This window comes from Citrobacter sp. MGH100 (assembly GCF_001034465.1).
Lineage (GTDB): Bacteria > Pseudomonadota > Gammaproteobacteria > Enterobacterales > Enterobacteriaceae > Citrobacter > Citrobacter youngae.
The window spans coordinates 1,678,987-1,705,349 of the sequence record NZ_KQ089800.1; the positions used below are offsets into that span (position 1 = coordinate 1,678,987).

Annotated in this window: 24 protein-coding genes; 16 read left to right on the forward strand and 8 right to left on the reverse strand. The window is 52.3% G+C overall.

All coding sequences use genetic code 11. From position 1 onward, the window contains the following. Positions 1–88: 88 nt before the first annotated feature. Both clpA and clpS read right to left on the reverse strand, forming a co-directional pair. On the reverse strand, positions 89–2,365 hold the full coding sequence (gene clpA, locus SK32_RS07980) for an ATP-dependent Clp protease ATP-binding subunit ClpA (RefSeq protein ID WP_048212056.1): 2,277 nt from the start codon (positions 2,363–2,365) through the stop codon (positions 89–91). A gap of 30 nt (positions 2,366–2,395) precedes the next feature. Further along, positions 2,396–2,716: an ATP-dependent Clp protease adapter ClpS gene (gene clpS, locus SK32_RS07985; RefSeq protein ID WP_005128368.1), complete on the reverse strand. Its 321-nt coding sequence runs from the start codon at positions 2,714–2,716 to the stop codon at positions 2,396–2,398. 322 nt (positions 2,717–3,038) lie between these two features. Between clpS and cspD the strand changes: the two genes are divergently transcribed. Next, complete coding sequence (gene cspD, locus SK32_RS07990) at positions 3,039–3,263, forward strand: cold shock-like protein CspD (RefSeq protein WP_005128369.1); 225 nt, start codon at positions 3,039–3,041, stop codon at positions 3,261–3,263. Positions 3,264–3,347: 84 nt separating this feature from the next. On the opposite strand, the gene macB is transcribed toward cspD, so the two are convergent. Both macB and macA read right to left on the reverse strand, forming a co-directional pair. Further along, positions 3,348–5,294: a macrolide ABC transporter ATP-binding protein/permease MacB gene (macB, locus tag SK32_RS07995; RefSeq protein ID WP_048212057.1), complete on the reverse strand. Its 1,947-nt coding sequence runs from the start codon at positions 5,292–5,294 to the stop codon at positions 3,348–3,350. Then, the gene (gene macA / locus SK32_RS08000; RefSeq protein WP_048212058.1) at positions 5,291–6,406 is read right to left on the reverse strand and encodes a macrolide transporter subunit MacA; all 1,116 of its coding nucleotides are present in this window, start codon (positions 6,404–6,406) and stop codon (positions 5,291–5,293) included. Before macA ends, macB begins: the two co-directional genes overlap by 4 nt. 161 nt (positions 6,407–6,567) lie before the next feature. Between macA and SK32_RS08005 the strand changes: the two genes are divergently transcribed. Next, positions 6,568–7,518, forward strand: coding sequence for a VirK/YbjX family protein (locus tag SK32_RS08005; protein ID WP_048212059.1), 951 nt, complete (start codon positions 6,568–6,570; stop codon positions 7,516–7,518). On the opposite strand, the gene SK32_RS08010 is transcribed toward SK32_RS08005, so the two are convergent. Next, positions 7,515–9,173: an ATP-dependent endonuclease gene (locus tag SK32_RS08010; RefSeq protein ID WP_048212060.1), complete on the reverse strand. Its 1,659-nt coding sequence runs from the start codon at positions 9,171–9,173 to the stop codon at positions 7,515–7,517. The two genes, SK32_RS08005 and SK32_RS08010, sit on opposite strands and share 4 nt — an antisense overlap. 364 nt (positions 9,174–9,537) lie before the next feature. On the opposite strand from SK32_RS08010, the gene aqpZ reads away from it, so the two are divergent. From aqpZ to hcr, 4 genes are all read left to right on the forward strand, one after another. Continuing rightward, positions 9,538–10,233, forward strand: coding sequence for an aquaporin Z (gene aqpZ, locus SK32_RS08015; RefSeq protein ID WP_048212061.1), 696 nt, complete (start codon positions 9,538–9,540; stop codon positions 10,231–10,233). A 268-nt stretch (positions 10,234–10,501) separates the two neighbouring features. Continuing rightward, positions 10,502–11,401, forward strand: coding sequence for a LysO family transporter (locus SK32_RS08020; protein ID WP_048212062.1), 900 nt, complete (start codon positions 10,502–10,504; stop codon positions 11,399–11,401). Between the two features lie 155 nt (positions 11,402–11,556). After that, the gene (hcp, locus tag SK32_RS08025; protein ID WP_048212063.1) at positions 11,557–13,209 is read left to right on the forward strand and encodes a hydroxylamine reductase; all 1,653 of its coding nucleotides are present in this window, start codon (positions 11,557–11,559) and stop codon (positions 13,207–13,209) included. 10 nt (positions 13,210–13,219) lie between these two features. Beyond that, positions 13,220–14,188, forward strand: coding sequence for an NADH oxidoreductase (gene hcr / locus SK32_RS08030; protein ID WP_048212064.1), 969 nt, complete (start codon positions 13,220–13,222; stop codon positions 14,186–14,188). Between the two features lie 87 nt (positions 14,189–14,275). Here hcr and SK32_RS08035 read toward each other — a convergent pair whose 3' ends face one another. Next, positions 14,276–14,710: a DoxX family protein gene (locus tag SK32_RS08035; protein ID WP_048212065.1), complete on the reverse strand. Its 435-nt coding sequence runs from the start codon at positions 14,708–14,710 to the stop codon at positions 14,276–14,278. A 153-nt stretch (positions 14,711–14,863) separates the two neighbouring features. Between SK32_RS08035 and poxB the strand changes: the two genes are divergently transcribed. The 4 genes from poxB to SK32_RS08055 all read left to right on the forward strand — a co-directional run bounded on the left by poxB (position 14,864) and on the right by SK32_RS08055 (position 20,291). Further along, a complete protein-coding gene (gene poxB / locus SK32_RS08040) occupies positions 14,864–16,582 on the forward strand; it encodes a ubiquinone-dependent pyruvate dehydrogenase (protein WP_048212066.1) in 1,719 nt (572 codons plus the stop codon). A gap of 155 nt (positions 16,583–16,737) precedes the next feature. Beyond that, positions 16,738–17,739 carry a low-specificity L-threonine aldolase gene (gene ltaE / locus SK32_RS08045; protein WP_048212067.1) on the forward strand — a complete coding sequence of 334 codons (1,002 nt, stop codon included), beginning with the start codon at positions 16,738–16,740 and terminating at the stop codon, positions 17,737–17,739. A 10-nt stretch (positions 17,740–17,749) separates the two neighbouring features. Beyond that, on the forward strand, positions 17,750–19,180 hold the full coding sequence (locus tag SK32_RS08050; RefSeq protein ID WP_048212605.1) for an SDR family oxidoreductase: 1,431 nt from the start codon (positions 17,750–17,752) through the stop codon (positions 19,178–19,180). Positions 19,181–19,277: 97 nt separating this feature from the next. Beyond that, positions 19,278–20,291, forward strand: coding sequence for an NAD-dependent epimerase/dehydratase family protein (locus SK32_RS08055; protein WP_048212068.1), 1,014 nt, complete (start codon positions 19,278–19,280; stop codon positions 20,289–20,291). A 106-nt stretch (positions 20,292–20,397) separates the two neighbouring features. On the opposite strand, the gene SK32_RS08060 is transcribed toward SK32_RS08055, so the two are convergent. Both SK32_RS08060 and SK32_RS08065 read right to left on the reverse strand, forming a co-directional pair. Beyond that, complete coding sequence (locus tag SK32_RS08060) at positions 20,398–21,228, reverse strand: N-acetylmuramoyl-L-alanine amidase (protein ID WP_048212069.1); 831 nt, start codon at positions 21,226–21,228, stop codon at positions 20,398–20,400. Then, entirely contained in the window at positions 21,225–21,548 is a 324-nt protein-coding gene (locus SK32_RS08065; protein ID WP_001160725.1) for a heavy metal-binding domain-containing protein, read from the reverse strand. Before SK32_RS08065 ends, SK32_RS08060 begins: the two co-directional genes overlap by 4 nt. Before the next feature lie 126 nt (positions 21,549–21,674). Between SK32_RS08065 and SK32_RS08070 the strand changes: the two genes are divergently transcribed. From SK32_RS08070 to artJ, 6 genes are all read left to right on the forward strand, one after another. Beyond that, complete coding sequence (locus SK32_RS08070; RefSeq protein WP_048212070.1) at positions 21,675–22,190, forward strand: lipoprotein; 516 nt, start codon at positions 21,675–21,677, stop codon at positions 22,188–22,190. 224 nt (positions 22,191–22,414) lie between these two features. After that, positions 22,415–23,143, forward strand: coding sequence for an arginine ABC transporter ATP-binding protein ArtP (gene artP, locus SK32_RS08075; RefSeq protein WP_003027295.1), 729 nt, complete (start codon positions 22,415–22,417; stop codon positions 23,141–23,143). Between the two features lie 16 nt (positions 23,144–23,159). After that, positions 23,160–23,891 (forward strand): arginine ABC transporter substrate-binding protein ArtI, encoded by a 732-nt coding sequence (gene artI, locus SK32_RS08080; protein ID WP_048212071.1) that lies wholly within the window; start codon positions 23,160–23,162, stop codon positions 23,889–23,891. A gap of 6 nt (positions 23,892–23,897) precedes the next feature. Further along, positions 23,898–24,614, forward strand: a complete 717-nt coding sequence (gene artQ, locus SK32_RS08085) for an arginine ABC transporter permease ArtQ (RefSeq protein ID WP_048212072.1) — start codon at positions 23,898–23,900, stop codon at positions 24,612–24,614. Then, positions 24,614–25,282, forward strand: coding sequence for an arginine ABC transporter permease ArtM (gene artM, locus SK32_RS08090; protein WP_048212073.1), 669 nt, complete (start codon positions 24,614–24,616; stop codon positions 25,280–25,282). Before artQ ends, artM begins: the two co-directional genes overlap by 1 nt. Before the next feature lie 179 nt (positions 25,283–25,461). Further along, positions 25,462–26,193, forward strand: coding sequence for an arginine ABC transporter substrate-binding protein ArtJ (gene artJ / locus SK32_RS08095; protein ID WP_048212074.1), 732 nt, complete (start codon positions 25,462–25,464; stop codon positions 26,191–26,193). Positions 26,194–26,363 lie beyond the last annotated feature (170 nt).

Below are 26,363 nucleotides of genomic sequence, written 5' to 3' on the forward strand. Positions count from 1 at the left end.
TATACTCTCCGAGTCCCCCCAATTCAAATCACTACTTTCAGGCGAAAAAAAACCGGGCATTACACCCGGTTTATCATGTAATTAGAAATTAATGGGCAGCTTCTGGCTTGTGCTTTTGCGCACTCTGGAAACCATAGGTCAGCTCATTTTTTTCTTTGTCCAGTGCGACGGTAACCTGACCGCCATCCACCAGCGAACCAAACAGCAATTCGTTGGCCAATGGTTTTTTCAGGTTGTCCTGAACCACTCGCGTCATCGGACGTGCGCCCATTGCGCGGTCGTAGCCTTTTTCCGCCAGCCAGTTACGTGCTTCCTGACTCACTTCCAGAGAGACACCTTTCTGATCCAGTTGAACCTGCAGCTCGACAATAAATTTATCCACCACCTGATGAATCACCTCAGTAGAGAGATGATCGAACCAGATAATGTTGTCGAGGCGGTTACGGAATTCCGGCGTAAACACTTTTTTGATTTCGCCCATCGCATCAGTACTGTTGTCCTGATGAATAAGCCCAATCGATTTACGCTCAGTTTCACGTACCCCGGCGTTGGTCGTCATCACCAGCACCACGTTGCGGAAATCCGCTTTACGCCCGTTATTGTCGGTCAGCGTACCGTTATCCATCACCTGCAGCAGCAGGTTGAAGACGTCCGGGTGCGCTTTTTCGATTTCATCCAGCAACAGTACCGCATGAGGATGTTTAATCACCGCATCGGTCAGTAAACCACCCTGGTCAAAACCGACATAACCCGGAGGCGCACCAATCAGGCGGCTGACGGTGTGGCGCTCCATATATTCGGACATATCAAAACGCAGCAGCTCAATGCCGAGCGCTTTGGACAGTTGTACCGTGACCTCGGTCTTACCAACGCCAGTCGGCCCGGCAAACAGGAACGACCCGACCGGTTTATGCTCGTGTCCCAGACCAGCACGGCTCATTTTGATCGCTTCGGTCAGTGCTTCAATGGCTTTATCCTGCCCGAATACCAGCATTTTCAGACGGTTGCCCAGATTTTTCAGCGTATCACGATCGCTCTGCGAAACGCTCTTCTCCGGGATCCGCGCAATGCGGGCCACGACGGACTCGATATCTGCCACGTTGACGGTTTTCTTGCGCTTGCTGACCGGCATCAGACGCGCACGTGCGCCCGCTTCATCAATCACGTCAATCGCTTTATCCGGCAGATGACGATCGTTAATGTATTTCACCGCCAGTTCGACCGCTGCACGTACCGCTTTGGCGGTGTAGCGAACATCATGGTGCGCTTCGTACTTCGGTTTCAGACCGTTGATGATCTGCACGGTCTCTTCCACTGACGGCTCAGTGATATCGATTTTCTGGAAGCGACGTGCTAACGCACGGTCTTTCTCAAAGATATTGCTGAACTCCTGATAAGTGGTTGAACCTATCACACGGATTTTCCCGCTGGAGAGCAGCGGCTTGATCAGATTAGCCGCATCCACCTGGCCGCCCGATGCCGCACCCGCACCGATAATGGTGTGGATCTCATCGATAAACAGAATGCTGTTGGTATCCTGTTCCAGTTGTTTCAGCAGCGCCTTAAAGCGTTTTTCAAAATCGCCGCGGTACTTGGTACCAGCCAGCAGCGAACCGATATCCAGAGAGTAAAGGGTGCAATCAGCCATCACTTCCGGCACGTCGCCCTGGACGATACGCCAGGCGAGACCTTCGGCAATGGCGGTTTTACCGACACCAGACTCTCCCACCAGCAGCGGGTTGTTTTTTCTGCGACGGCACAGGACCTGAATGGCGCGCTCCAGCTCTTTGTCCCGGCCAATGAGCGGATCAATTCCGCCCACACGGGCAAGCTGGTTAAGGTTAGTCGTGAAGTTCTCCATACGGTCCTCCCCGCCAGCTTGCTCTTCGTTATTTGGCTGATTCCCGGAGTCAGAAGATTGACTCGGTTCGTCTTTACGCGTGCCATGAGAAATGAAATTCACCACGTCCAGGCGACTGACTTCATGCTTACGCAGCAGATAGGCCGCCTGTGACTCCTGCTCGCTGAAAATAGCGACCAGCACATTCGCGCCAGTCACTTCATTGCGCCCGGAGGACTGAACATGAAAGACAGCGCGTTGCAAAACACGCTGAAAACTCAACGTCGGCTGCGTGTCGCGCTCTTCTTCGCTGGCAGGCAATACGGGTGTGGTTTGTTCAATGAAGGCTTCGAGTTCCTGACGGAGCGCCACCAGATCCACAGAACACGCTTCCAGCGCTTCGCGGGCCGATGGGTTACTGAGCAACGCCAGTAACAAGTGCTCGACGGTCATAAACTCATGTCGGTGCTCGCGCGCTCTGGCGAAAGCCATGTTTAAACTGAGTTCCAGTTCTTGATTGAGCATAGGCACCTCCCCCAATATTTATGCCTGCATTCAGGCTTTTTCCAGCGTACACAGCAACGGATGCTCGTTTTCCCTCGCATATTTGTTCACCATCGCCACTTTGGTTTCAGCAACCTCGGCGGTAAATACGCCGCAGATGGCTTTACCTTGATAGTGAACAGCAAGCATCAGTTGCGTTGCACGTTCTACATCATAAGAAAAGAATTTTTGTAACACGTCAATAACAAACTCCATCGGAGTGTAATCATCATTGACTAATATCACTTTATACATAGATGGCGGTTTTAGCGCGTCGCGCAATTTGTCTTCCGCCAGCTGTTCGAAATCCAGCCAGTCGTTCGTCTTACCCATTGTCAGTCGTCATCTTCAGTTACGGTTACCGGCAGAATAACTTGCCGCTGACAAGAGCCTATGCGCACAATCAATCTACCTCAAGTATTAGATAACTATCATCTATCAGTGCCATCCGCGACATCTGTCACATATCCGACAATAGCGTTAACTGCTTCAAATTTTGATGCATTTTTACCCTATTCCACCTGCCTGGCGCTTGACGCCTCGCCTGATTTCTCTAAATTGTAGTTTCGAGAGTTGGCGAGGTTTTGAACAGCCCCCACTCCGCCACCGGTTCATTCCATCTTACTTATATAAGATTTACGAAGGATGTCGAAGTATGGAAACGGGTACTGTTAAGTGGTTCAACAATGCCAAAGGGTTTGGTTTCATCTGCCCCGAAGGCGGTGGTGAAGATATCTTCGCCCATTACTCCACCATTCAGATGGATGGTTACAGAACGCTAAAAGCCGGACAGTCTGTCCAGTTTGATGTCCACCAGGGGCCAAAAGGCAATCATGCCAGTCTTATCGTGCCCGTCATTGAAGCAGAAGCTGTCGCATAGCTCTTCTGTCTCATTGTGTACATCCCGCAGACAAAATGCCAGCCCCTAAGGCTGGCATTTTTATTTCTTATGCAATACAACGCGTTATTCTCGTGCCAGAGCATCAACGGGATCCAGACGCGCTGCATTACGGGCCGGAAGCCAGCCAAACAAAATTCCGGTGGCGGTTGAACACAGGAAAGCCGTTAGCAGCGCGACAGGAGAGAAACCAATTTCCCACCCGGGCAGGAACAGCTGTAACGTAAAGGCAATTAACATCGACAAACTGATGCCGAGCGCGCCGCCCACCAGACACACCAGCACAGCCTCAATTAAGAACTGTTGTAACACATCGCTGGCCCGCGCACCCACGGCCATCCGAATACCGATTTCACGCGTACGCTCTGTCACCGATACCAGCATAATGTTCATCACACCGATCCCGCCCACCACCAGCGAAATCACCGCCACCAGCGTCAGAAAGAGCTGTAATGTACGTGTGGTTTTTTCGGCGGTTTTCAAGATGCCATCCATGTTCCAGGTGAAGAAATCTTTTTTGCCATGACGCAGCGATAACAGACGGGTGAGTTGCTGCTCGGCCTGGGCGCTATCAAAACCCTCTTTTACCCGCACGGTAATAGAGTTTAACCACGATTGCCCCATGATCCGCCCTGACATGGTGCTGTATGGCAGCCAGACGCGCAGGATCTTGCTGCTGCCAAACATCGATTGTTTTTCTTCCGCGACGCCAATAACGGTGGCTGGCATATTTCCCACCAGAATAACCTCACCCACCACTTTTGCTTTGCTGGGGAACAACTGACGTCGGGTATTGCTGTCAAGCACCACCACCTGCGCCCTACCCGCCAGCTGTTCTGCATTAAAGGTGGCGCCTTCACTGAACGTCATGCCATAGACGTTGAAGTAATCACCGCTAACGCCGTTTGCGCTGGCGGCGACATCAATATTGCCATAGCGCAGGCGTAGGTTCTTCGATACCGCAGGCGTAACGGAACTGACCCAGGGTTGCTTCTGAATCGCGACTAGATCGTCATACTTCAGCGCCTGCTGATATTGTGGGTCGTCATCACCGAAATCTTTGCCCGGATAGATATCGATAGTATTCGTACCAATCGCCCGGATGTCTGCCAGCACCAGCTGTTTTGCCGCATCGCCCACCACCACAATCGACACCACCGAAGCGATACCGATGATAATACCCAGCATTGTGAGCAGTGTACGCATCTTGTTGGCGGCCATGGCCAGCCATGCCATGGTCAATGCTTCACGAAAACCGCTGACAAACTGGCTCCAGCCAGAAGCCGTCGTCACCGTTGGTTCATCAATATCACGTCCGGCAGTGGGCTTTTGTGGTGGTGGATTACGCACAATCTCGCCATCACGAATTTCAATGACGCGTTCTGCCTGGGCGGCAACCTGGCTGTCGTGCGTGACGATAATTACCGTATGCCCGCGATCGCGTAGCTGATGCAGAATAGCCATCACCTCTTCGCCGGAGTGGCTGTCCAACGCGCCAGTGGGTTCATCGGCCAGAATAACCTGACCACCGTTCATCAACGCACGCGCAATACTGACACGTTGCTGCTGACCACCGGAAAGCTGGGAAGGCTGATAATCAACCCGGTCGCCCAATCCCAGGCGCTGAAGTAATTCCTGAGCACGCGCCAGACGCTGCTTACGTTCAGTCCCGGCATACACCGCCGGGACCTCTACGTTTTGTGCCGCCGTTAAATGTGACAGCAAATGATAACGCTGGAAGATAAAGCCGAAATGCTCACGCCGCAGTTGCGCTAACGCATCGCTATCCAGTGTAGAAACATCCCGCCCCGCAACCCGATAGGTTCCACTGGTCGGCTTGTCCAGGCATCCCAGAATGTTCATCAGCGTCGATTTACCCGAGCCTGACGCCCCGACAATCGCCACCATTTCACCGGCCTGAATGCGTAAGGAAACGTCCTTTAATACCTCGACCTGTCCCTCGCCTGACGGGTAACTACGGCGGATATTGCTCAACTCAAGCAATGCCGTCATTGTGCTACTCCCGCTTTACCCTCACCGGTGATAACTTCATCACCCTCTTCCAACCCTTTCACAATCTCTACGTCGGTATCATTACGGGCACCGATGACCACCTCGCGCTCGCGGGTTTCACCATTGCGCAGCAGCCTGACGTTATAGCGGTTGTTGCCAATAGGATCGCCCAACGCCGACAGCGGGATCGTCAGTACATTTTTAACGTCTGTGAGCTGGATGTGCACCTGCGCGGTCATATCAAGGCGCAGGATCCCTTTCGGGTTAGGCACTTCGAAGCGGGCGTAGTAGAAAATGGCGTCATTCACCTTCTCAGGCGTCGGAAGGACATCTTTGAGCACGCCTTCATACCGTGTCTGCGGATCGCCCAGCACAGTGAACCAGGCTTTTTGGCCTGGCTGCAGGTGAATAACATCTGCCTCGGAGACCTGCGCTTTTACCAGCATGGTGCCCATATCTGCCAACGTCAAAATGTTGGGCGCTTGCTGGGCGGCAATCACGGTTTGCCCCTGGAGGGTGGTGATTTGCGTCACTTCACCCGCCATTGGCGCGACGATTCGCGTGTAATCGAGGTTCGTTTTTGCCGTATCAAGGGAAGCCTGATTACGCTTAATTTGTGCATCAATAGTGCCAATCTGTGCCTGCTTGACCGCCATTTCGGTCGCTGCCGTATCGAGATCCTGTTGCGAAACCGCCTGCGTTTTCGCCAGTTGTTGCTGACGAGAAAGCGTTACGCGCGCCAGTTTCCACTCAGCTTCGGCCTGTAAACGCTGAGCCCGCAGCTCCATGAGCGTCGCTTCTACTTCTTTGATTTGGTTTTGCGCCTGCTCAGGATCGATAACGCCGAGCAACTGATCTTTTTTAACTTTATCGCCGATGGCTACTGACAGCGTTTTTAACTGCCCACTCACTTGTGCACCGACATCAACTTTGCGTAACGCATCCAGTTTCCCGGTAGCCAGCACACTTTGCTGGAGATCGCCTGGACGTACAATTAACGTTTGATACTGTGGTAGTGGCGCATTAAGCGTTCGCCAAAGTGAAATCATCGCCACAATAATGATGATGGCGAGCAGAAAATAACGTTTTTTAATTTTTCCCTTGAGCTTCATAAATGTCCCAGTGTCCCCCAATACGCCTACCAGAGTGGAGTGATAACCATCAACGATAAATTAACAGACGTTGAAAAGTGCAAAGAATAACAGAGTTATTGATGAACCGTTAAGGTCCACTGTGCTGAAATTGGTATCAGAGTATCTATTGGATTGTTATTATGAGCCAGCTAACAGAAAGCACTTTTCATTCTTCCAGACCCGCCACAAGTTTTAGTCTTTTTTGTCGTCTGACAACCGGACAATGGCGGCCAGGTAAATTTTGGCATCAACGAAGCTTTCGCCGTAAGTTTGTATGGCGCTCATTGCTGATGCCACGATTAACACGTGAATGGATGGCTGAGCTGGCGCAATGGCCGGATCTCGAAAAAATTCTCGCGATCCAACCCCGTATACCGGTTCGCCTGCATCGCGCGTATCTCGCAGTAAACCTTGACCGTAAAACAAAACTCGATGCTGTGCGTTTTCATTACAATGTTATTCGCAACGCTTTTTCATCGACAGAATTTAATGATTATTTAAGTGCCGATGGGTTACAACTGGCACAAATTGAAGGCAAAGACAGCGCAATATACACCATTATAATGTCATCATTTATTGCCCTGGATAAAGAAGGTGAAAGTACCATTCTTGTCCGTAATAGTGAGGGCGAGACATTAGCAGAAATGACCTTCACCCTGTGCAACTATGAAGGGCGCAGCGCGCTTTTTATTGGTGGCTTGCAGGGGGGTAACCGATTAATGCCGCACGAAGAAATTCAAAAAGCGACAAAATCATGCCATGGTTTGTTTCCTAAACGTATTGTAATGGAAGCTATTTGTCGTTTTGCAGAACAATTGAATATTGAACAAGTACTGGCCGTCAGCAATGACCAGCATATTTTTCGCAGCCAGCGTTACCATGATAAAAACAAGGTTATTCTTTCTGACTACAATTCATTTTGGGAGTCAGTTGGCGGCGAATGTGACAGCAATGGCTACTATCATATTCCGCGTACGCTGGCGCGTAAAAGCGAAACAGATATTGCCAGTAAGAAGCGCGCGGAATATCGCCGCCGCTATCAGTTACTCGACAGTATCCACTCGCAGTTATCAGTCATGTTCCGCCGCTAATCCGCTCGCCCGCGTGCTAACCACAGCACGCGGGAGAACATTTTCCGCAGCAACGTTGGCACCGCTTCAACACCGCGTCGCCCCGCTTCCATCGCCACTTCAATCGCCAGATCCGGTTTTGACGAGCGATGGATCGCCTTCGCTATAATTTTCCGCATATTCATCGGCACATTTTCCGGTATTTGCGCCACCCGATGAAAAACGTCCGAGAACCCCTGGCGGTACATAAAGTGTTCCATATCCAGCGCAGGTAACATGGTCAAATGCTCGCGCTCTTCCTCTTTGTCATCGTTCAGCAGGCTGCGTACCGTGGCCGCATACTTTTTCCCCGCCTCATCGCCATCGACCAACACATGCCACTCAATTCCCATCCGGCGGGCAAACTTCACCAGGGGTTTAAGCCCTGACTGGGCAAATTCAATGACTTTAATCCCTTCGGCATCAAAGTGATGCCCACACTGACGAGCCAGTTCGTTAATGACCCATGTTTCTGTTTCTCCCTCCACCAACAGCCAGCAACGGGCAAACAGTGAAGACGCCCGATTAAAACGGATATGGAAGGCAATGCGCCGCCCATCTTCCGCATTGAGTCCTCCCGGTCCCAGTCGCCAGGCCGCGACGCGGGAAGATTCTCGAACCAAACGGACCACATGTTCAACGGGCGTAAGCGATAACAGTTCACCAGAGTTGGTCGTCGTCACCCGCTGTAGGGGAAGCAGATTCAACAGTTGCCAGGCAACAGACAACATAATGGGGTGTAAGCGCGTTTCAGGATCTTCTACCAGTAGCAACGGACGAGCATCTTTATCCAGTCTTAGCGACCCTTTGGCCTGTAACAGCGTAGAAAACAGTCCCAGCAGAATCACACGGTGCGTGCGCCCTCCGGGTTTATCAATCATACGGTTGATAATATCCAGATAACGCCAGCTGCGTTGCTCGTTGTTGGAGCGTCGGCGCATCAGACGATAGCGGGATTGACCGGAACCTTGTTCTGAAAAGTAGTGCTCCAGCAGTTGAACCATCGCCGAAAGCCCCTGGCGAATCTGCCCATCTGTCAGATTCTGCGGTCGGGTGGCCAACTCACGTGCCATAAAATCCAGTTGGCGTGCAGTCACTTCAACATCCGCGGAATCCGGCACCGTTCCATTACGGATGCGCCGCATAAAACGCGCATCACGTAAACGTAATACTGGCATCAAACGCACCAGATGACGCGCCTGATCGTTAATATTGTCGATGGGTAATGGGTGGCCTTCGCCATCAAGAAAACTGCGTAATGTCAGGACGCTGCCGTCATCAGCGCACTCGCCTTCCAGCCGATAAAATATACGGTGATAGTTATCATGGCACGGCGACCAGCACGCTTCTAACGGGCGATATCGACGCACACGATGGCGACCCGGTTGAGATTCACGAAATGTCAGGACAATATGCAGATGATGTTCCCGGCCCTGGATGTCACCCGGCGGGAACCAGAAATCTTCGCGGTTAAAGTGGTACAAATCCGACTCTGGCGACAACAGCAGGGTTAACGCATCCAGCAGGCTGGACTTACCCCACGCGTTTTCCCCAATCAGCACGTTGTTTTGCTCCAGCATCAACGACAGCCGATTAATACCACGAAACCCAACAATCTCAACGCGTTCGAGAATCATATAGCCTCCGGAAATGCTCACTTTTTCCTTCAAGTTATCAGGAGTATAACGGTAAGCGGGCGCTCAGAACACCCGATATCATCCGCAGATAAATCGAAAGAGTTAAGAATATTCTCTTTAAAAATTACTTTTGAATATAATTTCAGACGTCAATCATCAGACTTCTGATAACTGAACTATGCTTTATTCACCTGAACTCCAAAAAGGATTCGCATCACATTGCCTTAAATCAAATTTTTTTATTAATTTAAGTGGCGAAGGGATGAGATTTTTTTCTAGAATAAGCGCGTTTTAATCATCGTCCCTTTTAGCGATGAAATACCGGGATAGAAAAACTAACCCGGAACTTTTAATTGAGGTGGTTATGTTCAGGAAATTAGCAGCCGAATTCTTCGGCACGTTTTGGCTTGTTTTTGGCGGGTGTGGTAGTGCCGTTCTGGCCGCGGCTTTCCCGGAGTTAGGTATTGGGTTTGCCGGTGTCGCCCTGGCCTTTGGTCTGACAGTATTAACCATGGCATTCGCTGTGGGTCATATTTCAGGTGGCCATTTTAACCCAGCAGTGACATTCGGTTTATGGGCTGGTGGTCGCTTCCCGGCGAAAGACGTTATTGGTTATGTTATTGCTCAGGTTGTGGGCGGCATTGTAGCAGCAGCAGTACTTTATCTTATTGCCAGCGGCAAAGCCGGTTTTGATGCAGCAGCCAGTGGCTTCGCCTCAAACGGTTACGGTGAGCATTCACCTGGCGGGTATTCCATGCTTTCTGCCATCGTAATTGAAATCGTCCTGACCGCAGGTTTCTTATTAGTGATCCACGGTGCGACCGATAAACATGCTCCGGCAGGTTTTGCGCCAATTGCCATCGGTCTTGCATTAACGTTGATTCACCTGATCAGTATCCCGGTCACCAATACATCCGTAAACCCCGCTCGTAGTACTGCGGTTGCTATCTTCCAGGGTGGCTGGGCATTACAACAGCTTTGGTTATTCTGGGTTATGCCGATTATCGGCGGGATCGTCGGCGGTCTTATTTACCGCACCCTGCTGGAAAAACGCGATTAATCGCTAACAACAAGGCCTGATGAATTGTCAGGCCTTTTTTTCCTCGCTATATTTCCTTTTATTTGCAACTTTACTCCCCTCTTTGCTTTCAGTAGTGTGTATATCCGTCATACTTCAAGTTGCAGATGTGTTGACTGCGCTCGCTCCCCCCAGTTACGTACTTATGTACGCTCCCGGGGATTCACTCCCTTGCCGCCTTCCTGCAACTTGAATTATTTAGGTTATAGTTGTGCATTTCGTCTTACTTCTCAGCAAGGATCGGGGTTTCATGTTCTCAGGGCTGTTAATCATTCTGGTACCCCTTATTGTGGGTTACCTCATTCCGCTTCGACACAGAGCCGCATTAAAACTTATCAATCGGCTGTTGAGTTGGATCGTCTACCTTATTCTCTTTTTTATGGGGATCAGTCTGGCGTTTCTGGATAATCTCGCCAGTAATCTGTTATCCATTCTTTATTATTCTGCCGTTAGTGTGACGGTCATTCTGCTGTGTAATATCGCAGCGCTGCTGTGGCTGGAGCGCTCACTCCCCTGGCGACACAGCCACCAGCAAGAGAAGCTCCCCTCCCGGATCGCGATGGCGCTTGAGTCGCTACAGCTTTGCGGCGTCGTGGTGCTGGGTTTTCTGTTGGGTCTTAGCGGATTGTCGATGCTGCAACACGCGACCGAAGCCAGCGAATATACGCTGATCTTTTTATTATTCCTGGTCGGGATCCAACTGCGAAACAGCGGTATGACATTAAAGCAGATTGTACTGAACCGTCGGGGCATGATTGTTGCCGTGGTCGTGGTGGCCAGTTCTCTGCTGGGCGGCGTCATCAATGCGCTGATCCTCGGCCTGCCGTTGAAAACAGCACTGGCGATGGCATCGGGTTTTGGCTGGTATTCCCTGTCAGGCATTCTGTTGACCGAATCATTCGGTCCAGTCATTGGCAGCGCCGCCTTCTTTAACGACCTGGCGCGTGAGTTGATTGCCATTATGCTGATCCCTGGACTGGCGGTCCGCAGCCGTTCAACCGCATTGGGTCTTTGCGGGGCGACGTCAATGGATTTCACGCTGCCCGTGTTACAACGCAGTGGCGGTCTGGAGATGGTTCCCGCAGCCATTGTGCACGGCTTTATTCTGAGTCTGTTAGTGCCACTGTTAATGGCCTTTTTCTCCGCCTGATACACAGACAAATACCTCTCTGGCGGTAGTCAGCTACCGCCAAAATTGCGCTAAATCAATCTCCCTGCAAGTTGTAGCAGAAATCCCTTTAATCCCTTCGCGCGCAGGCATAACCTTAAACATGTATATCAAATATAACTTTAAAAGGTGTGACCATGTTTTGTGTGCAATGTGAACAAACCATCCGTACTCCGGCAGGAAACGGCTGCTCTTACGCGCAGGGTATGTGCGGTAAAACGGCTGAAACCTCCGATCTGCAGGATCTGCTGATTGCTGCCCTACAAGGTCTGTCTGCATGGGCTGTTAAAGCACGTGAATACGGCATCATCGACCATGAGGTTGATAACTTTGCGCCGCGTGCATTCTTCTCCACGCTGACCAACGTGAACTTCGATTCCCCGCGTATTGTTGGCTATGCTCGTGAAGCTATCGCCATGCGCGATGCACTGAAAGCGCAATGCCTGAACATTGATGCTAACGCAACTGTTGAAAACCCGATGGCCGACCTGCAACTGGTCAGCGACGATCTGGGCGACCTGCAACGTCAGGCCGCTGAATTCACCCCGAACAAAGACAAAGCGACCATCGGCGAGAATATCCTCGGCCTGCGTCTGCTGTGTCTGTACGGTCTGAAAGGTGCGGCAGCTTACATGGAGCACGCACACGTTCTCGGCCAGTACGACAACGATATCTACGCTCAGTACCACAAAATCATGGCGTGGCTGGGTACCTGGCCTTCCGATATGAATGCTCTGCTGGAGTGTTCAATGGAAATCGGCCAGATGAACTTTAAAGTGATGAGCATTCTGGATGCCGGTGAAACCACGAAATACGGTCACCCGACCCCAACCCAGGTCAACGTGAAAGCAACCGAAGGTAAGTGCATTCTGATCTCCGGTCACGACCTGAAAGATTTGTACAACCTGCTTGAGCAGACTGAAGGCACCGGTGTTAACGTTTATACCCACGGTGAAATGCTGCCGGCGCACGGCTACCCGGAGCTGCGTAAGTTCAAACACCTGATCGGTAACTACGGCAGCGGCTGGCAGAACCAGCAGGTTGAATTTGCTCGCTTCCCTGGCCCAATCGTCATGACCTCTAACTGCATCATCGACCCAACCGTTGGCGCATATGATGACCGCATCTGGACCCGTAGCATCGTCGGTTGGCCGGGTGTGAGCCACCTCGAAGGTGATGACTTCGGTCCGGTTATTGCTCAGGCGCAGCAGATGGCTGGCTTCCCGTACAGCGAAATTCCGCATCTGATCACCGTTGGTTTCGGTCGTCAGACGCTGCTGGGTGCAGCTGATACCCTGATTGACCTGGTGAGCCGTGAAAAACTGCGTCACATCTTCCTGGTTGGCGGCTGCGACGGCGCACGTGGTGAACGTAACTACTTCACCGATTTCGCCACCAGCGTACCAGACGACTGCCTGATCCTGACTCTGGCCTGTGGTAAATACCGTTTCAACAAACTGGAATTCGGCGATATCGAAGGTCTGCCGCGTCTGGTCGATGCCGGTCAGTGTAACGATGCCTACTCTGCCATTATCCTGGCGGTCACGCTGGCGGAGAAACTGGGTTGTGGCGTGAACGATCTGCCGCTGTCTCTGGTGCTCTCATGGTTCGAACAGAAAGCGATTGTTATTCTGCTGACCCTGCTGTCGCTGGGCGTGAAAAACATCGTGACTGGCCCGACTGCGCCTGGCTTCTTCACGCCAGATCTGCTGGCAGTTCTCAACGAGAAATTTGGTCTGCGTTCCGTGACCACCGTTGAAGAAGACATGAAGCAACTGCTGAGCGCGTAAGGAGTAAAGAATGACAATGCCAACTCATCAGTGCCCATGGCGGATGCAGGTTCATCACATCCATCAGGAAACGCCGGATGTATGGACAATTTCGTTGCTGTGCCACGACTATTATCCGTACCGCGCCGGGCAGTATGCACTGGTCAGCGTACGTAATTCAGCGGACACGCTGCGTGCTTACACCATTTCTTCAACGCCGGGCGTTAGCGAATACATTACGCTGACCATCCGCCGCATTGACGAGGGTGCAGGTTCGCAGTGGCTGACCCGTGACGTGAAGCGCGGCGACTACATCTGGCTGTCCGATGCCATGGGTGAATTTACCTGTGAAGATAAAGCAGAAGACAAGTTCCTGATGCTGGCTGCCGGCTGTGGCGTAACGCCAATCATGTCGATGCGTCGCTGGTTGGCGAAGTACCGTCCACAAGCCGACGTGCAGGTGATTTTCAACGTTCGCTCGCCAGAAGATGTCATCTTTGCCGATGAATGGCGTGAATATCCGGTGACATTAGTCGCTGAAAACAATGCCACTCAGGGTTTTGTTTCCGGCCGACTGACCACCGAACTGCTGAAGAACGTCCCGGATCTGACCTCGCGTACCGTGATGACCTGTGGCCCGGCACCGTATATGGATCTGGTCGAAAAAGAAGTGAAAGCGCTTGGCGTAACACGCTTCTTTAAAGAGCAGTTCTTCACACCTGTTGCCGAAGCCGCCACCAGTGGTCTGAAATTCACCAAGCTGCAACCCGCACAAGAGTTCTATGCGCCGGTGGGCACGACGCTACTGGAAGCACTGGAAAGCAACAAGGTTCCGGTCGTTGCCGCATGCCGTGCAGGCGTTTGCGGCTGCTGCAAAACCAAAGTGGTTGACGGTAACTACACGGTCAGCAGCACCATGACGCTGACCGATGCGGAAATTGCGGAAGGTTACGTTCTGGCTTGTTCCTGTCATCCGCAGGGTGATCTGGTACTTGCGTAAAGAGTCATTGCCGGATGGCATACTTATCCGGCCTACAAGAACCGTTGTAGGCCGGACGGAGTATTAATACCGTCATCCGGTCATTTATCACCGCCAGGCTGAATTGCCGCCCAGGGCATATTTTCCCGCGCCCAGGAACGCCACCGCCATCGCGCCAACAAAAAAGTACACCAGACTTTCAATCGCCCATGCACCGGTTTTATCCAGTGTCCAGGTTTCGCCCATCCCGACCATCAGCCATGCCACAACCATCGTAAACGCCAGCCCTAATGCCGCCGGGCGTGTCAGGATCCCAAGAATAATCAGACACGGCGCTACAACCTCTCCCAGCAGAACGCCGTACGCAATAAAGCCCGGGAAACCTTTCGCTATCAGCATGCCGCTGATGCCATCAATACCCGCGAACAGTTTATGCAGCCCATGAAACAGCATCAGTCCACCGACAGCAAGGCGTAACAAAAACTTGCCAAAATCTTCGTGAGCCAGTACCCGGTTAACTGTATTTAATAGTTTTATAACCATTTGAATTTATTCCTTGTTTCACCATGTGCAATTAACAAACTACGCTTAATACAGATTAAATGAAACCTGCCGGAAATAAGGGGTAATGAGAAGCATAACGATTATCTTCATCTAAACTTGTAACCGGTATCACATTAGAGGAGAAGGAAAACCATGAAACAAACGGTTGCCGCTTTTATTGCTAAAACACTCGAACAAGCTGGCGTTAAACGTATTTGGGGTGTGACGGGCGACTCGCTCAATGGCCTTAGTGACAGTCTGAATCGTATGGGAACGATTGACTGGATGCCAACCCGCCATGAAGAGGTTGCCGCTTTTGCCGCAGGCGCAGAAGCCCAACTGACCGGTGAGCTGGCCGTCTGTGCCGGCTCATGCGGACCGGGAAACCTGCACCTGATTAACGGCCTGTTTGATTGCCACCGCAACCATGTCCCGGTGCTGGCGATTGCCGCGCATATTCCCTCCAGTGAGATAGGCAGTGGTTATTTTCAGGAGACCCACCCGCAGGAGTTGTTCCGCGAATGTAGCCACTATTGCGAGCTGGTTTCCAGCCCTGAGCAGATCCCCCAGGTGCTGGCTATAGCTATGCGTAAAGCGGTGCTCAACCGTGGCGTCTCCGTGGTGGTTTTACCCGGTGACGTCGCGCTAAAACCTGCCCCTGAAAGCGCCACCACGCACTGGTATCATGCGCCGCTCCCGGTAGTCACCCCGGAAGAGGAAGAACTGAGAAAACTGGCGCAACTGCTGCGCTACTCCAGCAATATCGCCCTGATGTGCGGCAGCGGCTGCGCCGGTGCGCATAAAGAGCTGGTTGAGTTTGCGGCTAAAATCAAAGCCCCGATTGTTCACGCTCTGCGTGGGAAAGAGCATGTTGAGTACGACAACCCGTACGACGTGGGTATGACCGGGTTAATTGGCTTTTCATCCGGCTTCCATACCATGATGAATGCCGACACGCTGGTTTTGCTCGGCACCCAGTTCCCCTATCGCCCGTTCTACCCCTCTGATGCCAAAATTATTCAGATTGATATCAATCCCGCAAGCATTGGCGCACACAGCAAAGTGGATATGGCGCTGGTAGGCGATATTAAATCCACCCTCCGCGCCCTGCTGCCGTTGGTGGAAGAAAAAACCGAGCGACAGTTCCTGGATAAAGCGCTGGAACACTATCGCGAGGCGCGTAAAGGGCTGGATGATTTAGCCAAACCCAGTGATAAAGCCATTCACCCGCAGTATCTGGCACAGCAAATCAGCCACTTTGCCGCTGACGACGCCATCTTCACCTGCGACGTGGGCACGCCAACGGTTTGGGCGGCACGCTATCTGAAAATGAACGGCAAACGCCGCCTGATTGGATCGTTTAACCACGGGTCGATGGCTAATGCCATGCCGCAGGCACTCGGCGCACAAGCGACCGAACCGGGACGCCAGGTTGTGGCAATGTGCGGTGACGGCGGCTTTAGCATGCTGATGGGCGATTTTCTGTCGGTGGTACAAATGAAGTTACCGGTGAAGATTATTGTCTTCAACAACAGCGTGCTGGGATTTGTGGCGATGGAGATGAAGGCTGGTGGTTATCTGACTGACGGCACCGAACTGCACGACACGAATTTCGCGCGGATTGCCGAGGCCTGTGGCATCACGGGCATTCGCGTGGAGAAATCCTCAGAGGTTGATGAGGCGCTGCAACGCGCCATGTCAATCGATGGTCCGGTTCTGGTCGATGTCGTTGTGGCGAAAGAAGAGCTGGCAATCCCGCCGCAGATCAAGCTCGAACAAGCCAAAGGTTTTAGCCTGTATATGCTGCGCGCAATCATCAGCGGACGCGGTGATGAAGTGATCGAACTGGCGAAAACTAACTGGCTCAGGTAAAACATCCTTATTAAACCACACACAAAATCATTCATGATGCATCAAGGCGGCAAGCCCGAAAATCCCCAGGAGCATAGGAATACTATGTGACTGGGGTTTGAGGGTGAGGCCAACGCCGAGGCAGCTTGAAGGATGAAGTGTAATAAGGAGATACCATGATTGATTTACGCAGTGATACCGTCACCCGACCCAGTCGCGCCATGCTCGAAGAGATGATGGCCGCCCCGGTCGGGGACGACGTCTACGGTGATGATCCTACCGTTAATGCCCTCCAGCAATACGCGGCCGAGCTTTCTGGCAAAGAAGCCGCAATTTTCTTACCTACCGGTACTCAGGCGAACCTGGTGGCCCTGCTCAGCCATTGTCAGCGCGGCGAAGAGTATATCGCCGGTCAGGGCGCGCATAACTATCTCTACGAAGCGGGTGGCGCAGCGGTGCTTGGTAGCATTCAACCGCAACCCATTGATGCCGCTCCGGATGGCTCCCTGCCGCTGGACAAAGTTGCAGCAAAAATCAAAGCAGACGATATCCATTTTGCCCGCACCCGTCTGCTCAGCCTGGAAAACACGCATAACGGCAAAGTGCTGCCACGCGAGTATCTGAAAGAGGCCTGGGAATTCACCCGGGAGCGCAATCTTGCCCTGCACGTCGACGGCGCGCGTATTTTTAACGCCATCGTCGCCTATGGCTGTGAGCTTAAAGATGTCACGCAATACTGCGACTCGTTCACCATTTGTCTTTCCAAAGGTCTGGGAACGCCGGTAGGCTCGCTGCTGGTCGGCAGCCACGAGTACATCAAGCGTGCCATTCGCTGGCGCAAAATGACCGGCGGCGGAATGCGCCAGGCGGGTATTCTGGCGGCGGCCGGACTGTATGCGCTGAAAAATAACGTGGCGCGTTTGCAGGAAGACCATGACAACGCCGCCTGGATGGCGGAGCAACTGCGCGAAGCAGGGGCGGACGTCATGCGCCACGACACCAACATGCTGTTTGTTCGCGTTGGCGAAGAGCACGCTGCCGCGCTGGGTGAATATATGAAAGCACAGGGTGTGCTGATTAACGCCTCGCCGATTGTGCGCCTGGTGATGCATCTGGACGTATCGCGTGAACAACTTACCGAAGTCGTCGCCCACTGGCGCGCTTTTTTAACCCGCTAAGGAGATGGGCGTGCCGCAACGGATTTTGGTTCTTGGCGCCAGTGGTTACATTGGTCAGCATCTGGTACAGGCGCTCAGCCAGCAAGGGCATCAGGTGCTGGCTGCGGCACGCCGCATTGAACGGCTGGAAAAGCAGCAACTGGCCCACGTCAGTTGCCATAAGGTCGATTTAAACTGGCCAGAAAACCTTACGCCGTTGCTGACCGGCGTTGATACGGTTTATTACCTGGTCCATGGCATGGGTGAAGGCGGTGATTTTATCGCCCACGAACGTCAGGTGGCGATGAACGTGCGCGATGCGCTGCGTAATACACCGGTCAATCAGCTTATTTTCCTGAGCTCATTACAGGCTCCCCGGCATGAACAATCCGATCATCTGCGTGCGCGACAGATAACCGCAGATACTCTGCGTGAATCGGGCGTGCCAATGACGGAATTGCGTGCGGGCATTATCGTGGGGGCAGGTTCTGCTGCCTTTGAAGTAATGCGCGATATGGTTTACAACCTGCCGGTTCTCACCCCTCCACGCTGGGTACGCTCGCGTACCACGCCTATCGCGCTGGAGAATTTAATGTACTACCTGGTGGCGCTATTGGACCATCCCACACAACATCACCGCGTACTCGAAGCCGCCGGGCCGCAGGTGTTGAGCTATCAGGAACAGTTCGAGCATTTTATGGCGGTCAGCGGTAAACATCGCCTGCTCATCCCCATCCCCTTTCCTACCCGCTGGATTTCGGTCTGGTTTTTAAACGTCATTACGTCAGTGCCGCCAACCACGGCCAAAGCGCTGATCCAGGGCTTAAAACACGACCTGCTGGCCGATGACACCGAACTACGTGCGCTGATCCCGCAAAAGCTGATTGCCTTTGATGACGCGGTGCGCAGCACGTTGAAGGAAGAAGAGAAGCTGGTCAACTCCAGCGACTGGGGTTACGACGCACAGGCGTTTGCCCGCTGGCGTCCTGAATATGGCTATTTTGCCAAACAGGCTGGCTTTAGCGTCGAAACCTCCGCCAGCAAAAAAGCGTTGTGGCAGGTCGTGAACCGGCTCGGCGGCAAAGAAGGCTACTTCTTTGGCAACATTTTGTGGAAAACGCGTGCGGCGTTAGATCTGCTGGTCGGCCATAAGCTGGCAAAAGGCCGACCACAACACCCGCTATTACAGGTTGGCGATACTGTCGATAGCTGGAAAGTTATCATTGTTGAACCCGAGAAACAGCTGACGCTGCTGTTTGGAATGAAAGCGCCTGGTTTGGGTCGCCTGAGCTTCACACTGGAAGATAAAGGCGATCACCGACGCATTGATGTACGCGCCTGGTGGCATCCGCACGGCATGCCTGGCCTCTTCTACTGGCTGTTGATGATTCCCGCCCACCTGTTCATTTTCAGGGGGATGGCGAAGCGTATAGCCAAACTTGCAGAACAAATCACAGACTAATGCGAAAAAGAGACTGTATTCTTTCATGTTTCCCATTGCATACAGACGTAATTCACGGAAGAATGCGCACGACGTTTTTTAAACACAGTGGATTGATATGAAGGTACTGGTTACCGGAGCCACCAGCGGCTTAGGCCGAAACGCGGTTGAGTTTTTATGCAGCAGAGGCGTCAGCGTCAGAGCGACCGGTCGCAACGAAGCGATGGGCAAACTGCTGGAAAAAATGGGCGCAGAATTTGTGCATGCCGATTTGACCGAGCTGGTTTCTTCGCAGGCAAAAGTGATGCTTGCCGGCATCGACACGCTGTGGCACTGCTCCAGTTTTACCTCACCGTGGGGAACTCAGGAAGCCTTCGATCTGGCTAACGTTCGCGCAACTCGCCGTCTGGGCGAGTGGGCCGTGGCCTGGGGCGTGCGTAACTTCATTCATATCTCCTCGCCGTCGCTCTATTTTGATTATCATCACCATCGCGATATCAAAGAGGACTTTCGTCCGCACCGCTTCGCCAATGAATTTGCCCGCAGCAAAGCGGCTGGCGAAGACGTGATCGCGTTGCTGGCACAGGCCAACCCGCAGACCCGTTTTACGGTATTGCGTCCACAAAGCCTGTTCGGACCACACGATAAGGTCTTTATCCCGCGCCTAGCCCATATGATGTACCACTATGGCAGTATCCTGTTGCCGCACGGCGGAAGTGCGCTGGTAGATATGACCTACTACGAAAATGCAGTGCACGCGATGTGGCTGGCAAGTCAGCAAGTCTGCGATAAGCTGCCGTCAGGTCGCGCGTACAACATTACCAACGGCGAGCATCGCACTCTGCGCAGCATTGTGCAGAAGCTCATCGACGAGCTGAATATTGATTGTCGGATCCGCTCCGTTCCCTACCCGATGCTGGACATGATTGCCCGCAGCATGGAGCGTTTAGGCAATAAATCGGCAAAAGAGCCAAAGCTGACGCATTACGGCGTCTCGAAGCTGAATTTTGATTTTACGCTGGATACTACCCGCGCTCAGGAAGAGCTGGGTTATCAGCCCATTGTGACGCTGGATGCAGGGATTGAACGTACCGCGGCCTGGCTGCGCGACCACGGTAAGCTGCCGCGTTAACCATTGCCGGATGGCGGCGCAAGCGCCTTATCCGGCCTACAAAAAACCAGCCCAAATTAGCCGTAGGCCTGATAAGCGAAGCGCCATCAGGCATTGGTGTTCTACGTTAACCCTGCCCGTATTTTTCCAGTAACGCTTCGGCAATCGCCTGAGTTTCTGCATCCGCCACGCCGTTCCACAGTGTCGGGCGGAAGTGCATCTGGAAGGCCATAATCACCCGCTGCTGTTCACGAGACGTCATATCAGATTTTATCTCATAGCCGTAACGCGACAGCAGATCGAGTAAAGATTCGGTTGCAACCGGCGTATGAGGCGCTCGCCCGGCAAGATAAAATGCCACGCGCTGAGTGTCCGGCCACGCGCCAATGCCCTGTTCGGCCAACACTTTCCATGGGAAAAGCGGTCCGGGATCGTCCTTTCGTTGCGGGGCGATGTCCGCATGGGCTACCACGTTCTGCGGTTTGATGTCGTAGCGGGCGATAATATCTTTCGCCAATGGGATCAGCGCCTGAATCTGCGCGGGCTCAAACGGCGCAAAATATTTTATCCCTGCCGATTTTTGCCAGCCGCGGTTTTCCAGCTCAATGCCAATTGAGGTATCGTTAATACGCGTAGCGCCACGCCAGAAGCTAATCCCCGCATGCCAGGCCAGATCTTTTTCCGGCACCAGTTGCCAGATACGCGGTTTGCCGTGGTAGAGCGGCGGCACAGCCGGGATCAGATAGTGCGAGCTGACGTTTTTATCGGTCAGCGTAGCCAGAGAAGAATCAAAATCATCCGCCGTGTAATGGATAACCAGCACTTTAATACGCGGGTAAGCAGCCTGCGCCTGACGGCGGGTATCTAACTGATATCCTTCTTTGTCGACAATCCCTTTTTCGCCAGCGCATCCCACCAGCAACAGCGTAAATGCCAGCAGCCACAACAGACGCTTCATCGGCGGGTTTTCACCGCCGTGCCGCTGACGCTCACCATCAGCATACTGCCGTCTTTGCCCACGGTTTCGTAATCAATATCAATACCGACCACCGCGTCAGCACCCAGCGCTTTCGCCTGTTCGCCCAACTCCTGGAAAGCAATTTCACGCGCTTTACGCAGCTCTTTTTCATACGCGCCGGAGCGACCGCCGACAATATCGCGAATGCCGGCGAAAAAATCGCGGAAGATATTCGCGCCTAAAATGGCTTCGCCAGTAACAACACCGCAGTATTCCACGATGCTCTGCCCTTCCAGCGTAGGGGTAGTCGAAAACTGCATGGTTAATCTCCTTTTTGCGCTAAGAGCACGATCTCAAAAGCATTATCGAACCGATCCACTATCATTGAAAGGATATATTCTATCAACGTAGAACACTAATAGTAGAAAGCTAATAAGGAAATCATTATGCGCTACTCGAAACTCTCTCTGCTGGTTCCCTGTGCACTCCTTCTCAGCGCCTGTACTACCGTGGCGCCGGTTTATAAAGATAACGGCGCGCGTAGCGGTTCATGCGTAGAAGGTGGGCCAGACAGCGTGGCTCAACAATTCTATGATTACCGTATTCAGCATCGAAACAACGATCTTACCGCCCTGCGCCCATACCTCAGCGACAACCTGGCAAAACTGCTGAACGATGCCAGCCGTGATAACGCGCATCGCGCTCTGTTTAACAGCGATCCGTTTTCCAGTCGTGCCACATTACCAGATAGCGCCAGCGTCGCCAGCGCATCAACCATTCCGAATAGCGATGCACGCAACATTCCGCTACGCGTAGAGCTGAAACAGGGTGACCAGAGCTGGCGCGATGAAGTGCTGATGATCCGCGAAGGCCAGTGCTGGGTGATCGATGATGTGCGTTATCTGGGCGGCAGCGTACACGCGCCAGCCGGGACGTTGCGCCAGTCTGTCGAAAACCGCTAACTGCCCCATTCACCGTCAAAATCATAAACCCCTTAAATTGTCTGGCATTCTGCATAGAATGCCGACAATTATTCTTGCCCACTGGTAGCCCCGCTATTTTGTGCTATGTTTAGATAAGAATGCGGTTTGCATTTAACTTTTAACGCATAAATATTGCATAACTATTCTGTCAAAGGTAGTATCTGCGGCTTCAATAGCTATCAGACTGCCAGTATCGAGTGTCAATGAGTATTCAATTAAACGGCATTAACTGCTTCTACGGCGCACATCAGGCGCTGTTCGATATCACGCTGGATTGCCCTCAGGGTGAAACACTGGTGTTACTTGGCCCAAGTGGAGCCGGGAAAAGCTCGCTACTGCGCGTACTCAACCTGCTTGAGATGCCGCGCTCGGGCACGCTCTCTATTGCGGGTAACCGTTTCGACTTCACGAAAACCCCGTCAGATAAAGCCATTCGGGATCTGCGTCAAAACGTGGGCATGGTCTTTCAGCAATATAATCTTTGGCCGCATCTCACGGTGGTGCAGAACCTGATTGAAGCGCCCTGCCGCGTACTCGGTCTGACAAAAGAGCAGGCGATGGCGCGCGCCGAGAAACTGCTGGAACGTCTGCGCCTGAAGCCATACAGCGATCGCTATCCGCTGCATCTCTCCGGTGGCCAGCAGCAGCGTGTGGCTATTGCCCGCGCATTGATGATGGAGCCACAGGTATTGCTGTTTGATGAGCCTACCGCAGCGCTTGATCCGGAAATTACCGCCCAAATCGTCAGCATCATTCGTGAGCTGGCAGAAACCAATATTACTCAGGTGATCGTCACCCACGAAGTGGAAGTTGCTCGTAAAACGGCCAGTCGCGTGGTGTACATGGAAAACGGTCATATCGTCGAGTTTGGGGATGCGAGCTGCTTTGCCAACCCGCAAACCGAAGCGTTTAAAAACTATCTTTCTCACTAAGATTCGGGACAATACAATGAAAAAAGTTCTGATTGCCGCGCTAATCGCAGGTTTTAGCCTTTCCGCTACCGCAGCCCAAACCATTCGTTTCGCCACCGAAGCGTCTTATCCTCCATTTGAATCGATCGATGCTAACAACAAGATCGTAGGCTTTGACGTTGATCTGGCGAATGCGCTGTGTAAAGAGATTGACGCCACATGTACCTTCACCAATCAGGCCTTCGACAGCCTGATCCCGAGCCTGAAATTCCGTCGTTTTGACGCGGTGATGGCCGGTATGGACATCACGCCTGAACGTGAAAAACAGGTTCTGTTCACCACCCCGTATTACGACAACTCTGCGCTGTTTGTTGGCCAACAGGGTAAATACACCAGCATTGAGCAGCTGAAAGGCAAAAAAGTCGGTGTTCAAAACGGTACTACGCACCAGAAATTCATCATGGATAAACATCCGGAAGTGACTACCGTGCCGTATGACAGTTATCAGAATGCCAAACTCGATCTGCAAAACGGTCGTATTGACGGCGTCTTTGGTGATACCGCTGTAGTAACGGAATGGCTGAAAGACAATCCGAAACTGGCCGCGGTTGGCGACAAAGTCACGGATAAAGATTACTTCGGTACCGGTCTGGGCATTGCTGTGCGCCAGGGTAATACCGAGCTGCAGCAGAAATTTAACGCTGCGCTGGAAAAAGTGAAGAAAGATGGGACTTACGAGACCATCTACAACAAATGGTTCCAGAAGTAATATTTGATGAATGAATTTTTTCCTTTAGCAAGCGCCGCCGGGATGACCGTCGGCCTTGCCGTTTGTGCGCTGATCATCGGCCTCGCGCTCGCCATGTTTTTTGCCGTCTGGGAGTCAGTAAAATGGCGTCCAGTGGCATTGGCGGGTTCGGCCCTGGTCACCATTCTGCGCGGGTTACCAGAAATTCTGGTGGTTCTGTTTATCTATTTCGGCTCCTCACAGTTGCTACTGACGCTGGCCGATGGCTTTACGATCAATCTCGGATTTGTACAAATTCCGGTGCAGATGCAGATCGAAAACTTCGACGTCAGCCCGTTCCTGTGCGGTGTGATTGCGCTGTCATTACTGTACGCCGCTTACGCGTCGCAAACGCTGCGTGGCGCGCTGAAGGCCGTACCACTCGGGCAATGGGAGTCAGGTCAGGCATTGGGTTTATCTAAAACCGCGATTTTCTTTCGCCTGGTGATGCCGCAAATGTGGCGTCACGCTCTGCCGGGGCTCGGTAACCAGTGGCTGGTATTGCTGAAAGATACCGCGCTGGTCAGCCTCATCAGCGTGAACGATCTGATGCTGCAAACCAAGAGTATTGCCACCCGTACCCAGGAACCCTTTACCTGGTACATTGTGGCGGCCGCTATTTACCTGGTGATTACGCTGGTGAGTCAGTACATTCTCAAACGCATTGACCTGCGCGCGACACGTTTTGAGCGGAGACCGGGCTGATGCTTGAGTATTTACCTGAATTGTTGAAAGGGCTGCATACCAGCCTGACGCTGACGGTCGCCTCCATCGTAGTTGCTCTGGTGTTGGCGCTGATTTTCACTGTCATCCTGACGCTTAAGACGCCGATTGTGGTCTGGCTGGTTCGCGCCTATATCACGTTGTTTACCGGTACACCGCTGCTGGTACAAATTTTCCTGATCTACTACGGACCAGGGCAGTTCCCTGCGCTGCAGGAATATCCGGTGCTCTGGCATTTGCTGTCCGAACCGTGGCTGTGCGCGTTAATCGCGCTGTCCTTAAACAGTGCGGCCTATACCACGCAACTGTTTTACGGCGCTATCCGTGCAATCCCGGAAGGCCAGTGGCAGTCCTGTGGTGCGCTGGGGATGAGCAAGAAGGATACGCTGGCCATTCTGCTGCCGTACGCCTTTAAACGCGCCCTCTCCTCATATTCCAACGAAGTGGTGCTGGTCTTTAAAAGTACCTCACTGGCTTACACCATCACCCTGATGGAAGTTATGGGTTATAGCCAGCTGCTGTACGGTCGTACTTATGACGTGATGGTATTCGGTGCTGCGGGTGTGATTTACCTGATCGTCAACGGCTTGCTGACGCTGATGATGCGCTTAATCGAACGTAAAGCGCTGGCGTTTGAACAGCGTAATTAAGCCGAATAACTGCATAAACTGAAAAACACAAGACGGGCAAGTGTCACAATTGCCCGTCTTTTTTTATGCAATAAAAATATTTAATCATTTTTATTGCATATAAATTCATTAAATGGCATTGTTAATCCACGCCGCAGACACGGTAAATAATCATAAGATTGACAGACGGGAGTTCCACCATGAAAAAGTTAGTACTGGCCGCATTACTTGCTACTTTCGCCGCTGGCGCCTCAGCTGCAGATAAAATTAATTTCGGTGTATCAGCGACTTACCCGCCATTTGAGTCGCTGGACGCCAGCAATAAAATTGTCGGTTTTGACATCGATCTGGCGACGGCGCTGTGCAAACAAATGCAGGCTGACTGTACTTTCACCAATCACGCTTTTGACAGCCTGATCCCCGCGCTGAAATTCAAAAAATATGATGCGGTGATTTCCGGCATGGACATCACGCCTGAACGTAGCAAGCAGGTTTCCTTCACCCAGCCGTACTATGCCAACTCAGCGCTGGTAATTGCGAAGAAAGACACCTATAAAAGCTTTGATGATCTGAAAGGCAAACGTATTGGGATGGAAAACGGCACCACGCACCAGAAATACCTGCAGGACAAACATCCTGAAGTAAAAACCGTGGCCTACGACAGCTATCAGAATGCGATTATCGACCTGAAAAATGGCCGTATTGATGGCGTATTTGGCGACACTGCCGTCGTCAATGAGTGGCTGAAAACTAATCCACAGTTAGGTACTGCAACGGCAAAAGTCACCGATCCGCAATACTTTGGTACGGGTCTTGGTATTGCTGTTCGCCCGGATAACAAAGCCCTGCTGGAAAAACTGAACAGTGCGCTGGCGGCTATCAAAGCGGACGGCACGTACCAGAAAATCAGTGACCAGTGGTTCCCACAGTAACCTCAGTTTTATTTAAAAAGCCGCGACCAGCGGCTTTTTTATAGCTATTTTCCCATGCGGGATACAACGTGAACACCTGACCTCACCAACAATGTTGGCCACGCCATCAGTCCGTTGTGCTCATAGGGGTACAAAAAACAAAGCCCGGTTTCCCGGGCCTTGAAGACGCA